General features: G+C 39.9%; 10 protein-coding genes and 4 tRNA genes. 5 read left to right on the plus strand and 9 right to left on the minus strand.

All coding sequences use genetic code 11. The annotated features are described in order from the left end of the window. The first annotated feature begins 139 nt into the window (after window positions 1-139). Window positions 140-1,204 (plus strand): amidohydrolase, encoded by a 1,065-nt coding sequence (locus FTU75_RS04235; protein WP_180115221.1) that lies wholly within the window; start codon window positions 140-142, stop codon window positions 1,202-1,204. Between the two features lie 79 nt (window positions 1,205-1,283). On the opposite strand, the gene FTU75_RS04240 is transcribed toward FTU75_RS04235, so the two are convergent. Both FTU75_RS04240 and FTU75_RS04245 read right to left on the minus strand, forming a co-directional pair. Continuing rightward, window positions 1,284-4,052 carry a pitrilysin family protein gene (locus FTU75_RS04240; protein ID WP_180115222.1) on the minus strand — a complete coding sequence of 923 codons (2,769 nt, stop codon included), beginning with the start codon at window positions 4,050-4,052 and terminating at the stop codon, window positions 1,284-1,286. 149 nt (window positions 4,053-4,201) lie between these two features. Next, a complete protein-coding gene (locus FTU75_RS04245; RefSeq protein WP_180063096.1) occupies window positions 4,202-5,023 on the minus strand; it encodes a PhzF family phenazine biosynthesis protein in 822 nt (273 codons plus the stop codon). Between the two features lie 104 nt (window positions 5,024-5,127). On the opposite strand from FTU75_RS04245, the gene FTU75_RS04250 reads away from it, so the two are divergent. Both FTU75_RS04250 and gloB read left to right on the plus strand, forming a co-directional pair. Then, window positions 5,128-5,736 (plus strand): flavin reductase family protein, encoded by a 609-nt coding sequence (locus FTU75_RS04250; protein ID WP_180115223.1) that lies wholly within the window; start codon window positions 5,128-5,130, stop codon window positions 5,734-5,736. A 109-nt stretch (window positions 5,737-5,845) separates the two neighbouring features. Then, entirely contained in the window at window positions 5,846-6,577 is a 732-nt protein-coding gene (gene gloB, locus FTU75_RS04255) for a hydroxyacylglutathione hydrolase (RefSeq protein WP_180115224.1), read from the plus strand. Between the two features lie 91 nt (window positions 6,578-6,668). Here the strand turns inward: gloB and FTU75_RS04260 are convergent, their stop codons facing one another. After that, window positions 6,669-6,935: a hypothetical protein gene (locus FTU75_RS04260; protein ID WP_249748755.1), complete on the minus strand. Its 267-nt coding sequence runs from the start codon at window positions 6,933-6,935 to the stop codon at window positions 6,669-6,671. A 441-nt stretch (window positions 6,936-7,376) separates the two neighbouring features. On the opposite strand from FTU75_RS04260, the gene FTU75_RS04265 reads away from it, so the two are divergent. Beyond that, window positions 7,377-7,580, plus strand: coding sequence for a hypothetical protein (locus FTU75_RS04265; protein ID WP_078188846.1), 204 nt, complete (start codon window positions 7,377-7,379; stop codon window positions 7,578-7,580). Between the two features lie 304 nt (window positions 7,581-7,884). Here the strand turns inward: FTU75_RS04265 and FTU75_RS04270 are convergent. From FTU75_RS04270 to FTU75_RS04295, 6 genes are all read right to left on the minus strand, one after another. Further along, a tRNA-Leu gene (locus FTU75_RS04270) sits at window positions 7,885-7,969 on the minus strand. A gap of 73 nt (window positions 7,970-8,042) precedes the next feature. After that, a tRNA-Leu gene (locus FTU75_RS04275) sits at window positions 8,043-8,127 on the minus strand. Between the two features lie 36 nt (window positions 8,128-8,163). After that, a tRNA-Trp gene (locus FTU75_RS04280) sits at window positions 8,164-8,237 on the minus strand. 37 nt (window positions 8,238-8,274) lie between these two features. Beyond that, a tRNA-Leu gene (locus FTU75_RS04285) sits at window positions 8,275-8,359 on the minus strand. A 107-nt stretch (window positions 8,360-8,466) separates the two neighbouring features. Next, the gene (locus tag FTU75_RS04290) at window positions 8,467-9,291 is read right to left on the minus strand and encodes a protein kinase (protein ID WP_180115225.1); all 825 of its coding nucleotides are present in this window, start codon (window positions 9,289-9,291) and stop codon (window positions 8,467-8,469) included. Then, window positions 9,269-10,780 (minus strand): DUF3336 domain-containing protein, encoded by a 1,512-nt coding sequence (locus FTU75_RS04295; protein WP_078193611.1) that lies wholly within the window; start codon window positions 10,778-10,780, stop codon window positions 9,269-9,271. The genes FTU75_RS04290 and FTU75_RS04295 overlap by 23 nt, the downstream gene beginning before the upstream one ends. A gap of 189 nt (window positions 10,781-10,969) precedes the next feature. On the opposite strand from FTU75_RS04295, the gene FTU75_RS04300 reads away from it, so the two are divergent. After that, the gene (locus FTU75_RS04300; RefSeq protein WP_180115226.1) at window positions 10,970-11,842 is read left to right on the plus strand and encodes an ATP-binding protein; all 873 of its coding nucleotides are present in this window, start codon (window positions 10,970-10,972) and stop codon (window positions 11,840-11,842) included.

The following is an 11,842-nucleotide window of genomic DNA, read 5'->3' on the forward strand; positions in this document are numbered from 1 at the left end:
TCTCTTTCACAAAGCTTTGATTTAATATTGAGTCATAACGTTGTATTTTCATCATTCATGCTATTTTCAGTGCCTCGCGTATTCGAAAATACAATGAAATACGCAAGAAATGGACATGGTTTTAAGGACAAGGATAGCAATGCAGACGCTCGATTTTGCCATCGTGGATTCACATATACATCAATGGGATCCATACAATACCCCACATGCCGCTTCACTTGCCGTGAAATTATTGGGTAAACATCCCTACTTGCTCGACAAAATGATGCGCTTGGTTAAGCCGCAAGAATTAATTGACACGGTTGGCTTAACCAAACATGTGACGACACCGTATTTGCCTAAAAATTATAAGCAAGATGCAGGACATTATTTGGTTGATCAAATCGTACATGTAGAAGCGAGCTGGCATGACCATAAAGGCAAAGGAGTGGTTGGTGAAACCAAGTTTATTGAATCTTTAGACTTTAACGCTCAAAAAATTAAACTTGGCGCCATAGTCGGCACTGCAGACCCATGTGACAGTAGTTTTAAGAAAATTCTTAAAATGCATAAACAAGCCTCCCCACATTTTCGTGGCATACGAAAAATGGCAGCTGTACATGAAGACCCAAAAGTTCATGGATGGACCAATGAACCCCATCTCTATACCAATAAAAAATTTATGAAAGGTTTTGAAGCCCTTGCTCAAATGAATTTAAGTTTTGATGCATGGGTTTATTCAGACCAAATTCGTGATTTAACCGCTTTAGCACGTGCTTTCCCTGAAACATCTATCGTGCTGGACCATTTTGGGACACCTGTCGGTGCCTTTGGACCTGTCGGCTCACATACAGGCTTAACCCAAACTTCACGTGACAATATCTTGTTTCGTTGGAAAGATGATTTAGCTGAACTGGCAAGTTGCCCAAATGTTTATACCAAAATGTCTGGATTATTCATGCCGGTGCTGGGTCATCAATTTCATAAAGAACAACGCCTTGCATCTAAACAAGAGATTTTCGATTGCGCCTTTCCGCTTATTTCTCATGCTCTACAATGCTTTGGGAAATACCGTGTGATGTTTGGCTCTAACTTCCCGATGGATAGTGTGAGTGCATCCTTGGTGAATATTATTGACGCATTTTCAGATGCGGTCGCGAGTTATGATCCTGATGCATTGACTTTAGTCTTCCAACAAAATGCCCGTCAGTTCTACCGCCTATAAGTTCGTTAAGATAATCTTGCAATCAAGTCATACAATGTAGCTCAAAAAAAATCCTCCAGATGGAGGACTTTTTTTAAGTTTATTTTTGAGTAGATTTTACAGCTTGACCATATTGGTCAGCCATCACCTCAACCAAACGCTCAGGTTGAATATATTTTTTGATGACTGCATTAACATCCGCTTTGGTCAAACTAGCAATGCGTTGATCACGCTTTTCACGATAGTTTAAATCACGACCTTTTTCTAACTGTGGAATCAACATACTATGAATGCGACGGTCATCTTCAAGTGCAGTTAAACGCTTTTTCAAAATACTGGCTTTGGCTGCTTCTACTTCCTGTTCCGTCACGCCATTTTTCAATAAGTTTTGCAAAACTGTATGAACAGACTGAGAAACTTGTGCTGATTTACCCGCAGTGTAGTTTGCATCAATACTCAGCACACCCGAATTCACCCATTCATCAAAATTAATGTCTGCACTAAAACCATAAACCAGTGCATTCTTTTCACGTAACTCTTGAGCTAGACGTGAAGACAACTGTGAATCACCGAGTATGTGGCGTAATACTTGTAGCGCAGGAGAATCGGTATGCTCTACACCTACAGGTAGAGTCATAATGGCTTGGTAACTACCAAACTCACGCTGTTCAGACAATGCATGCACTTTCTGTGCAGGATACGCTGTAAATGTAGACTCTAAGCGTTGATATGGCTCGCTGGTTTTCCAATCTGCAAATTCTTTTTTCAGAATTTTTTCTATTTGCTTGGTATCAAAATCACCTGTTACCGCAATTTGTGCGTGCTGTGTTTTAAAGAATTTTTGATGTAACTGCTGCACTTGATCACGTGTAGCCGACTCAATTTGTTTTTTCGCAAGTTCAGGTTCGAAGTGATAACGAATATCCCCCGGCTCATAGATCTCGACAATACGCGACAGAGTCATTGCTGCAACGGTATCAGGCTCTGTATAAGGTCGATCCAAACTCGACAAACTTTGCGCTTTGATTAAATCAAATTGTGACTGTTCAAATGCTGGTGCTTTAATAACATCAATGACATATTGCAAAAATTCAGCAAATTTTTCTTTACGAGCAACCACTTGAATCATCAGGCCATTATCATTTGCACTGACCGTTGCACCGCCACCAACATCAATAATTTTATCGGCAATTTGCTGCAAACTTTGATCTTTAGATGCACGGAACATGAGGTAAGCTGTCAAATCTAGCAACTCACCTTTATTCATTAAACTTTGTGCTGTACCAAAATCCAATGCAATCGTGGCATAGGTTTTGTCATCACGGGTTTTAGTTGGAAACAATGCATACTGAATGCCGTTTTTAAATTTAGCGCGCTGAATCTGCTTTTCTTTCTGATTTAAATATTGCTTAGACTCTGCAACATATTGCTTCACTTCAGCACGATAAACACTCGCATCTTTCAACGGCTCTTCTGCAGGCGCTTGCTGATCTAAAGTTTCAGCAGGTTTCGACGCAGCCTGTTGCTGTGCTTTCTTCTGGTCTGCAGGTGTCGGTAGAATATTTCCTGTGACACGGTATTCAGGCTTTAGAAAATCCTTATACACTTGATTCACGTCGCTTACACTCAGCTTTTGTACTTTATCTAAGTCTCTGAAATATTGAGACCAGTCCCCGTTATAAGCCACAGTATAAGAACTGAGACGTTCGCCAAGAGCCGTAGCGCTATTCTTAACATTGTCAGCCATATTTCGAGTCAAGCTTTTAACACGGTTCAGTTCAACATCGTTAAAGGCTTTGTTCTGCTCCACACCTTGTGCAAGACTGGTTGCCACTTTGTTTGCATCATGACTTGGGCCATATATCGCCCCCATAAACACCAAATTAAAATCTTTATCTAACCATGTGGTCGATTGAACTGCGGTTGCTGTCCCTGTTTCCACCATGCTTTGATACAAATGCCCACTTGGCTGTAAGGTATACAAAGTTGGAGATACCGCCAAAGCAGTTTTAATCGGTTCGACTGCACCATTTAAATAAATATTAAATTTACCAAAGTCACTACCCTTATGAACAGTAAATTCGCGTTGCTTTAATTTCGTTCCATCTAATTTAGGGACTTTGGCCTGTTCAGGAATTTGACGTGCGGCAATTGGGCTAAATTGTTGATCAATTTGTTTTAATACAGCCGCTTTATCAAACTTACCAGAAATCACCATCACTGCATTATTTGGCGCATACCAACGGCGATAGAACTGGTTTAATTCGTTCATATTGATCGATTGAAGTTCTTTCAAATCACCTATCGGTAAGCGGCCTAAAGATTGATTGCCATAGGCTTCTTTTAAAACTTGGTCGATTAACACTGAAAATGGCTGATCTAAACGAATTTCACGTTCACGCTTAACGATATCAATTTCTGTCGGTACAAATTTTTCCTGAAGTACCAATTTGTCCATCCGTTCTGCTTCCAAATGCAAAACTTGGTCAATCGAACTTTGTTCAGGACGAATCACATTGGTGTATTTCGTTGAATAATAATCCGTACTGGCATTGGTCATCAGCGTGAATTGGTCTAAGCGACGCTGAAATTCATCACCTTTGACATTTTCAGTGCCTTTAAAGGCCAAATGTTCGAGCAAATGTGCCAAACCACCTTTGCCCGCAGGGTCATTTAAAGAACCCGTGAAATACACCGTATTCATAAACACTTTGCTTTCTTTATCGTTTTGCGCCAAAACCACACGAAAACCGTTATCTAATTTATATTCTTCAATGGCTTGTTCAGTTTTAACCAATATAGGTTGAGCAAATAGGCTGGTACTTAAACCTGCAAAAAAAAGTGAAAGCGTTAAATGTTTAATACGCATGTAATTCAAGTGTCCTTTATATTTAGCATCGATCAGCGCAGTGCTGTCGATCAGATTGGTTTTGATTTTATGCTGAGCTTTTCTGGATTAATAGTTACTTTTTATTATATACATGCTGCAGAATGAGACAGCATGTATTTGATTTATGTTCAGATATAAATGTCCGACTGCATATATAAACACGCATAGCCTGAGATTTCTATACGGTCATTTTCGAGCATTTGACAATGTAACTCACCACCACGGCTTGATGCTTGATACGCTAAGATCTGACCTCTTTGTAGACGTTCTGCCCAAATTGGCACGATTCCGGTATGAATAGAACCCGTAACAGGATCTTCATTGATGCCATTACCCGGTGCAAAATAGCGTGAAATACAGTCATATTGCTGGGCTGCCGCAGTGATTGCAACATCAGTGATCGTACCCGGCGCTGTGATGGCGGTGCGGATTTTGCCAAGACGTTTTAAAATTTCAAAATTCGGTTGTTCGTCCAAAACTTGTTGAGCCGTTTCGTATTCCACGATATACGCCTGCTCATTCAAATAAACCTGCTTGAAAGGTTGACTCAACCCTAGACGTAGCTCTTCAGGATATTCGCTCACGACCTGTGCCCGACGCACAGGGAAATTCATCAGAATTTTTCCATCTTCAGCTTTATTTACGCTAAAAATACCGAGATTTTTGACATGAAATTGGATATTTTTTTCAGCCGTATAAAACTCAAAAAGCACATAACTACTGGCCAATGTCGCATGTCCACAGAAGTCCACTTCAGTGGTCGGTGTAAACCAACGAATTTCATAATTGCTGCTGTCGATTTTTTTCACAAATGCAGTTTCAGATAGATTATTTTCCAAAGCAATCTGTTGCATCAAGTGTTCATCTAACCATTCATCCAACACCAAAACCGCCGCTGGGTTGCCTTTAAATAACACTTGGGTAAATGCGTCCACTTGATACATTTTCATTGATTGAACTCCTGATTTAGTGATTTATATTAAAGGCTTTTGAAAATATTTCATGCGTTATATGCTATGTAGCAACACTTTTTAATAAAACATCTAAGTTTTAGATGAACTTAAATATAGGCACAATTTTGAAAACGCATATTCACCCCGTTCCTTTAGAAAAATCATACCGACTTTTAAATCATGGGCCGACTGTGCTCGTCTCTGCTCAGGATCAAACCCATACTGGTGTGATGACTGCTGCATGGGCATGCGCCTTAGAGTTCAACCCTGCAAAAGTGACAGTAGTACTGGATAAATCAACTAAAACACGTGAGATTATTGAAAATTCAGGCTATTTCGCCTTACAAGTACCGACACTGAAACAACTCAAACTGGTCTATGCACTTGGCATGATGAGCCAACGTGATGCGCCAGAAAAATTACGCCAATGTGGCGTGGAATTATTTCAATTTAATGCCTCAGATATTCCTGTGGTTGAAGGTTGTGCTGCTTGGCTACTGTGCAAACTTATTCCCGAACCTCACAATCAACAAGCGCACGATCTGTTTATTGGCGAAGTCATTGCTGCCTATGCAGACGACCGCGTCTTCCGTAACGGACATTGGTATTATCATGAAGTAGCAGATGAATGGAAAAGCCTACATCATGTTGCTGGCGGGCACTTTTATACCATTGGTAATCCTGTATCTGTAGACGAGACACCAGAGTAAAATAGCGCTGTGAGATCTGTCGTTTATCTAGGGCTAAAAATGGATAATCATCCGTTTTGAGCATTTTCATGCTAACTTTAACTTAATTTAAAATATTGAATGAATGGATATGGCGTTTAAAATACATACATTGGATGTCAAAAATTCACTGCAAAATTATATTTGGCTGCTTGAACACACCGAAAGCCATGATGTCATTGCGGTAGATCCTACTGAAGCTGCCTTAGTCGAGCGCTATTGTCAGGAACATCAACTCAATCTCACACAAATTTGGTTAACGCATTGGCATAAAGATCACGTCGGTGGCGTACCGGAACTTATTCAAGATAAAAACATTGCTGTTTACGGCCCCCGTGCAGAATTAAGCCGTATTCCATGGGTGAATTATCCTCTCGATCATAATGACCGTTTTGAATTTCATGGTCTTGAAGTCGAAATAACAGCAACGCCCGGCCACACCCTCGGTCATATCGTATATTTTATCGATGACATTCATACACTTTTCTGTGGCGATGTATTATTTGCTATGGGCTGTGGACGTGTATTTGAAGGCACCTTTCAACAAATGTACGATTCATTGAACCGTATAGCCGCATTCCCTGCTGAAACTCAAGTGTATTGTACTCACGAATACACCCTATCGAATGCGCAGTTTGCGCGGCATGTTGAACCTGACAATCTTGCCATACAACAGCGGTTTGATGAGGTTGCATCACTACGAATGCTTGGACAATGTACTTTACCGAGCAGTATTGAACTAGAATTAGAAACTAATCCATTTTTACGCGCAGAAAGTGTTGAAGCGTTTCAGCGCTTAAGAGAACTCAAAGACAATTTTTAATTGGATTGCGAGTTATAAGCATTTTAGATTTCATCACAAATAAACTGTTTTATTTGTGATGAATATTTCGGGCCGATTCATCATTTTATATTTATAAAATTTGATTGGTGGCAGCAAATTCATCCAATTCAGCTTGAGTCACAACTCGTACGGCTTGCATTTCATCGATACGTACCATCAATAAACCACCTAATGCAGGCTGATAACGTCTTGCACTACCAAATGGTGTATATGCCACTTTAGATTGCTCCGAAAAGACCAACCAATCTTCATGTCCAAGCATCACCGCAACAGGCGTCTGTCCCACTTGTTGCATCTGTTCAATTTTTGCTTTTACAGCGTGCTCAATGTTCTGCATGCGTTCAATCTACTTATACCAATAGATCATAGTATAAAAGCTTTTCGATAAATCTTGATGAGAAATAGCATTGCTAGCTCACCTATCCAGCGAATTAGGCTTTGAACAAGCTGTTATTTGCAATCCACAACTGCATACCCAAACAGCTGTGCATTCTAAGCCAAGCAATCGTTTATTTTGCGCACAGCTTCTCTATAGGCATAGGATAGATTTTAAGCCAGCAGTTAAAAACCTAATTTTTAAAATACGTTATATTTACTTACATTAAGTTTAGCTTGTTATAAAACAGCAAGTTAAATGAGTTTATACAGTTTACAAGCCGATAATCTGTTTATTTATCCATCAAAATTTCATATTTTAAATAAAAGTTTTCCATTTCCCCTTTAAAAAATATTTTGACACCCCTATTTAATATTTTAATGATTGATAAGGAGTTCGCTCGTGAAAAAAGTGGTTAAAGCAAAAAATTTGGTTGCCTTCCGTCTTTGGTTAGAAAAGTTAGGATATTCTGTTCGTACACTGGCAGATAATCGTGGATTTACATTCAGTTTTAAAAAAGAATATGGTCTAGTGACTGTAGACTTGTCTGGTAATGCTTTGGCCATGCAGCTCGGTGAAGAGTTTGAAGATCATTTAAAGGCATAATCTTCTCTATAATTTATTCGAACGATTAGAAATAAATGATTTAATTCGATTGATTCGAATCCGCATTTCAAAATTTGCCCGTATATTCGGGCTTTTTTTCACCTTTGTTTTACTGACTCATTTTAACGAGATAAATTTCAGACAATAAAAAAGCAAGATTAGACATCTTGCTGTATCTCTGGTTCATCATTCTTTCATTAGATTTTTTTATTAGAATTAGTCTTCAAAAAAGACCATGTTTAAGACACTGAGTTTTTCGAATTTCAAAACAAAAAAGCAAGGTATAAAACCTTGCTTAATCTAATGGTGGGGACGGAGAGACTCGAACTCTCACACCTCGCGGCGCTGAAACCTAAATCCAGTGCGTCTACCAATTTCGCCACGTCCCCAACTCGGGTGCTGACAACGTCAGACTTTAATTTGTTTTAAAAACCTGTTTATTTGGCAACTTAATAAATTAAGTGGTGGGGACGGAGAGACTCGAACTCTCACACCTCGCGGCGCTGGAACCTAAATCCAGTGCGTCTACCAATTTCGCCACGTCCCCAACAGGGTTGCTGACAATGTCAGACTTTTTAAAACTTGGCAGAGGATCAAGGATTCGAACCTTGACGAACGGTTTTGGAGACCGTCATGCTACCATTACACCAATCCTCTGTGACCTTCACTACTAAACTCATGTTTAGTAATTCAGTGGTGGGGACGGAGAGACTCGAACTCTCACACCTCGCGGCGCTGGAACCTAAATCCAGTGCGTCTACCAATTTCGCCACGTCCCCGATGGCTGTGTATATTATAGAGATCACCCTTACATGACAAGCCTTTTTTATAAAAAAGCATCTTGTTTGTTTAAATAAAAAACAATAGTGCCTTTTTTGTATTTTTCTTAAGCAAATTCAGCAACTAAGTCGCTTTTTAAGCGATAAAAATCCACCAATCTGTCATTTTTTTGCTTCATCAACATGTGTTGCAATAGCTGATTAAACCCTTGATATTGCATCGGCAGATCAAGCTTTAAGCGTTGGCAATGTAAATAGGCCCAATCTTGATAGTTTTTCGCCTCTAAACGCTGTGATGTCAGCCATTCCAAGAAAATAATCCCCAGCGCATAGATATCACTGTGCAAAGATTTTGCTTGTCCATGGAAAAGTTCTGGAGCCATATAACGTGGTGTCGCAGTTAAGGCATTTTGCTGATCAAAATCTAATGGTAGCGCTTGCTCAAAGTCGATGAGTCTGCACTGCCCTTGCCAATTCACAAAATGCTCTTGTTTTAAATCTGCATGTATCCAACCGTGCAAGCTTAATCGCTCAACCACATCGATTGCTTGCCATAGCACTTGCCTCACCTGCTCAATGCTCAAATTCGATACAGGCTGTAAGAACCAAGGCTCAGCATTGGGCAGTATTAATAGGCGATCAATAGGCTCTTGCTGAATACTGAGATGCGTCTCTTTTATCACTTGAAAAGGTAGCGTGATGCTGTTTTGTCTAGACGCTTGATTGAATAGCTGGTACAGCTCAATTTCTCGACCAAAACTAACTACATGTTCAGGGCTGCTGTCATTGACTTGCGCCTTGAGCCAATAACGTTGTTGATTGAATTGAAATTGATATAGACGACGGCCAAAAACCAAACTTTTGGTTTTGGTTTTTGGCTCGCAAATGGTTTGCGCTAAATCTGTGGATTTAAACCGCAATAAATTCTGCATGTCGTTGACTGGGTTCATTTTGATAATTTAATAATTCCAAACAATGCTGAATGGTCTTACCAATGCGGGCTTGCGTTTCGATTAATGAAATCTTCGGCCAAGTGGCTCTTTCACCTTCACGCTGCAATACTTTAAACAGATAAGGTCGAGGATTTTGCAACATATAACTATAGTGTCTTAAGCCATATTTCCCCACAATATTGACATCACCATAGTAACGCTGATCCACCACGCCATAACCATGATCAAGCAAACGTCTTACAGGTGGGATACTTCCTGCACGCTCACGGGCAAAATCCATCACCCCTTTACTAATCACCTTACCTTGACGACGAACGATCCGCTCAGGCCAACTCAACATACTTTTACGAAAGCGTGATGCATCATCCTGCATAAACGGCACAATATGCGGATTGACCTGACTGGCGATACTATAATTAATATTATATAGACGTGCCATTTTCTCCTGTGGGAAATCACTGCGCACACTACCATCCACCCAGCGTGTAGCCGACATATATGGCGTAAATTGCCCGTCATAACGCTTACTGGTCAGTCGTACCGGTGGAAATAGAATGGGCACTGCACATGATGCCAACACTGCACTCCAAACCAACAAATCGGGTGATGTATACGCATTCATAATTCGTGCATCTTGTGATGCATCATAAGGCGCAACTGCCACATTGATATGCAGACCTGATTGCTTATATGCTTCGGCAAAAGTTAAGTCACCTAAGTTTTCAACCAAAAACTTTTTCAGATATTTTACATCTGCCAAACCGCCATTACCCTGCACTAACTCAGTCAATTTACGAAAGTGAAATGCCTCACTAAAGAAGTTTTGTCCATTTAATAAATTGGTAAATTCTGATGGTTTAGATACACCCAACATCCCGGTCATAATGGCGCCAGCACTGGAACCAGACAGAACTTTGGGCATCAGATCTTGCTCCATCAGTGCTTTACACACACCTGTATGAAACAAACCTAAAGTTGAACCGCCTGAAAACATCAAAACAGGTTGACCATAGGCTTTTTGGCTTTGTTCAAAGAATTCAATTTTTTGTGCAGCATTGAGACAAACGCATTCGTGGGATGCGATAAATGCCAAACTTTGACTCACCTCATCAACATAGTCTTCAATAATTTTTTTGGTACCGACGTAGGCTTCTGTAAACAGCAAGGGATGGGCAATATTGCCCACATCATAAGTTAAACCTTCACTTAAAATGTACATCAAATCTCGAGTACGTTTCTGAGCACGATATCGTCTCAGCAACCCTAAACGATGAGTGATAATTTCTGCATCAAAATACGGTGAACTATTATCGAGTTTCCATTCTTGTGCACCCGATTCTTCATCTATTTTAAGTGCGATATCTTTCCATTCTTCATAACATTCAGCACGGTCGAGCTGACGCTTTAATTTTTTTATCCGATATGCCTGATGTGGATTAATACTTTTTGAAAACCCTGTAAACAACATGACTATCCCTCAGCACACTTTAAACTGTTCACTCAGCTAGATTTATAACAACTTTTTGGTTATTCGAATAGCGCTGATCTCCTAGAACAATCATTTAACTTTGACATATTGAGGCGATTATAACTGCATTATTGATGTACACTGCTGTCATATACCAACCAACAACAAGACACGACAAGCTGACGTATCATGGCTACAATTGATTTACCTGACAACATCCTTCAATCGCTATCTACTGTACTCTTACAACTACAGCACAGTTTGCCTGAGCTTAAACAAGCACCCGATTTTTCGAGTATCGCTTTCAAATGGCAAGATAAGCAGCTTAAGGCCATTCAACAGCCCAAAGTCATGTATTTAGAAGATTTAAAAGGAATTGAGCGTCAAAAAGAAAAAGTGATTCAAAACACTTTACAGTTTTTAAATGGCTTACCTGCCAATGATGTTTTACTCACTGGCTCTCGTGGTACAGGTAAATCATCCATCGTCCGTGCTCTGCTCACCCATTATGCAGAACAAGGTTTACGTTTAATTGAAATTGAGCGTGATGATTTATCTGATTTGCCAGAAATCCAAAAGTTGATTGAACATCGCCCTGAAAAATTTATCGTATATTGTGATGATTTGGCATTCAATGCTGAAGATGAAAACTATCGCAGCTTAAAAAGTGTTTTGGATGGTTCATTACAATCAGGTTCGAGTAATTTTATTATTTATGCTACCAGTAACCGTCGTCATTTATTGCCTGAATTCATGCATGAAAACACACCTGTAACCAAGGTAGATGTGCCTCAATATACCGAACTTCACCCTCAAGAAGCGATTGAAGAAAAAATATCTCTTTCTGACCGCTTTGGGATGTGGCTGTCTTTTTATCCAATGGATCAAAATTTATATTTAGAAATTGTTGAACATTATTTGGCTAAAGCCGAGATGCCATGGACAGAGGAAGCGCGTGCTGAGGCACTACGTTGGTGTCAAGGTCGTGGGCAACGTTCAGGGCGTGCTGCTTATCAATTTTCAAAGCATTGGATTGGGTCAGAACAACTTAAACAAGCCTAG

The organism is Acinetobacter sp. YH12140 (assembly GCF_013418475.1).
In the GTDB taxonomy this organism is placed as follows: domain Bacteria; phylum Pseudomonadota; class Gammaproteobacteria; order Pseudomonadales; family Moraxellaceae; genus Acinetobacter; species Acinetobacter amyesii.